This is a genomic window from Pseudomonas sp. SST3, from assembly GCF_003325755.1.
In genome coordinates this window covers 1-2,926 of sequence record NZ_QORI02000198.1, presented here as the reverse complement: position 1 = coordinate 2,926, position 2,926 = coordinate 1, and the positions used below count along the sequence as shown (strand labels likewise).

Sequence of the window (2,926 nt, the reverse complement as noted above, 5' to 3'; positions counted from 1 at the left end):
TATAGCGTACGGTAGCGGTTGCCATGTTGAATGACGACTGTATTGCCGTACCCGCCCTTGCGGCCGGCGAGGAGCACCTTGCCGTCACCCGCACTTTTAATAGGGGTGCCGTGCGGTGCGGCGTAGTCCACGCCCTTGTGGGCACGGATCTTGTTCAGAATCGGATGCTTGCGACCATTGGAAAAGCGGGAGCTGATGCGGGCGAAATCAACCGGCGTTCGGATAAATGCTTTGCGCATGCTCTCACCGTCAGCTGTGTAATAGCTGCTGTTGCCCTGCTTGTTGGTATAGCGAACTGCGGTATAGCTTTTCCCCCTGTTCGTGAAGCGAGCTGCAAGGATGTTTCCGGTACCTACGTTCTCGCCGGCAACAGTCTTTTGCTCGTAAACCACTTCGAAGGAGTCACCTTTGCGTATATCCATGGCGAAATCGATGTCGTAGCCAAAGACGTTGGCCAAGTCCATGGTCAGACTATGGCTGAGGCCGGCACGCTTCGCCGCAAGGAACAGGCTGCTTTCGATACGGCCATATGCATAAGCGGTACTGACATCAGGTTTCAGCTGCTCTTTCTTGAATACGTAACCTGTATCGGATCGTTCCAGCTGCAGGCGTTCCAATTTGTTCAGCGGGCTGCTCAATTTGGCCAGCTTACCCAGCTCATCCAGTTCAAATTCAAGCCGCTGGCCTACTCGGAGGCGTGCTAGCTGCTTCGCTTCTTTGCTGCTTGTCAGCACCTCGTGAACAACCGTCTGCGGAAGGCCTACCTTCGCAAATACGGTCGATAGCGTATCTCCATTGGAGACCACCACTTCCTTTAGGAGAGGCTTCGCTTCGATCGCTACTTCTTTTTCTTCCGGTAACGCTGATTGAAGCTCCGGTTCGCCAGCAAGCTCGGCCGAAGCGAATGGAGTCTCTGATGGCTCGCGTGTGAGAGGTTCGGCGGCAGCGGTTGCCAACTCCGCGCTGGTATCGAGGCGAAGGTCTAGGAAGGTCTTTTTCGCCTCGACTTCTCGAGATGGAAATACAAGAAGTGCCAGGCTCAGAAGCGCAGCTACACCGCTTGCAGCCAGGAGATGGCTCTTCGGGTAGAGAGGTGCTTTCGATTTTGAATAGGTCATTAGATGTCTGGAAATGTCTGGCGAAAATTTGTACAGGAAAAATAGTTGCCTAAAATATAACCAAAGAAGGGTTGAGGCAACCCTTGAATACCCTTCAGCTCAATGTGCGCATTCGATGACGTTGAATTTTCCCAGCGTTCTTGTAAGGTTGAGCGCCTTTATTTTCTGGATGGGACCCCAATGAAGTCGGTTCAAGAGCAGCTGTCGGTGATCAAGCGGGGCGCTGATGAAGTGCTCGTCGAATCAGAGTTGGTCAACAAGCTTGGGCGCGGCCTTCCACTTCGAATCAAGGCTGGCTTCGATCCGACTGCGCCGGATCTCCATCTTGGGCATACGGTGCTTATTAATAAGCTGCGTCAGTTCCAGGAGCTGGGGCATCAGGTGATCTTCCTTATAGGGGATTTCACCGGAATGATCGGTGACCCGAGCGGCAAAAGCGCAACGCGTCCTCCATTGACGCGCGACCAGGTTTTGGAGAATGCCGAAACCTATAAGAATCAGGTCTTCAAAATTCTTGATCCGGCCAAGACGGAGGTTGCCTTTAATTCGTGTTGGATGGATCGGTTGACGCCTTCGGATTTCATTCGGCTGGCGTCGCAGTACACCGTCGCTCGAATGCTTGAGCGCGATGATTTCAGCAAGCGCTACTCGACCAATCAGCCAATAGCGATTCACGAGTTTCTCTATCCGCTCGTCCAGGGCTATGACTCAGTTGCGCTGCGGGCGGATATCGAGCTCGGCGGTACGGACCAGAAGTTCAATCTGTTAATGGGGCGCGAGCTGCAGCGCTCTTACGGGCAGGAGTCACAGTGCATCGTCACCATGCCGCTCCTCGAAGGGTTGGATGGCGTAAAGAAAATGTCCAAGTCGCTTGGCAACTACGTCGGGATTCAGGAGGCACCGGGGGTCATGTACAGCAAGCTGGTCTCGATCCCGGATGTGCTTATGTGGCGCTATTTTGAGCTGTTGAGCTTCCGCGATATGGCTGAAATCGAAGAGTTCCAGGCGGACGTCTCGCGTGGTGCGAATCCTCGGGACATCAAGATCAAGCTCGCCGAAGAGATTGTTGCTCGCTTTCATGGCGAAGAGGCTGCGGCCGCGGCCCACCGCTCCGCGGGTAATAGGATGAAAGAAGGAGAGTTGCCCGAAGACATTCCGGAGATTGAGCTGCGCTCGCATGAGAGTATGCCCATTGCCTCGGTGTTAAATCGGGCGGGTCTGGTTAAGAATGCGGCGGTAGCGCGAGATCTGCTTGCATCGGGAGGGGTGCGGGTAGATGGTCAGGTAGTGGATCGCTCGTTTATCTTCGAGCTAGGCAGCGCCCATGTTTGTCAGGCGGGAAAGAAGGCTTTTGGACGAGTTTCGCTCGAGGTCGAATGAAACCTGCAAACAACCGTTGACGTACGATTCTGAGTACCTATAATGCGCACCTTCTCCGGCGCAGGCCTTTGGCGAAACCTCTTTTAAATCAAGAAGTTAGCGAAATAAAAGGCTTGCACGGAAGGCGGATTCGAGTAGAATACGCCGGGCTAACAGGGTGGTGGTTTTGCGCTGTTGGTGGCTCTGGTCAGGTTGATTGGAAGCGGTTGAAAGAGGTGGTTGACAGCGGTTTTAGACGCTGTATGATTCGCCTCCCGCTGACGAGAGACGCTAGGTTGATCGGAAGCGCAAGCGGTTGAGAAGAAAGAAAAACTTCTTCAAAAAACAGCTTGACGAGACACAAGGCTGCTGTAGAATGCGCGGCCTCGGTTGAGACGAAAGACTTGATCGAAACGCTCTTTAACAACTGAATCAAGCAATTCGTGTGG

2 protein-coding genes are annotated in these 2,926 nt (G+C 53.6%); one reads left to right on the top strand and one right to left on the bottom strand.

Annotated elements, in window-relative coordinates:
• A partial coding sequence (locus tag DQ405_RS26475; protein WP_168426480.1) for an OapA family protein occupies positions 1-1,118 on the bottom strand: 1,118 nt, incomplete at its 3' end.
• Positions 1,119-1,298: 180 nt separating this feature from the next.
• Here DQ405_RS26475 and tyrS point away from each other — a divergent pair.
• Positions 1,299-2,498: a tyrosine--tRNA ligase gene (gene tyrS / locus DQ405_RS26470; protein WP_168426479.1), complete on the top strand. Its 1,200-nt coding sequence runs from the start codon at positions 1,299-1,301 to the stop codon at positions 2,496-2,498.
• Positions 2,499-2,926 lie beyond the last annotated feature (428 nt).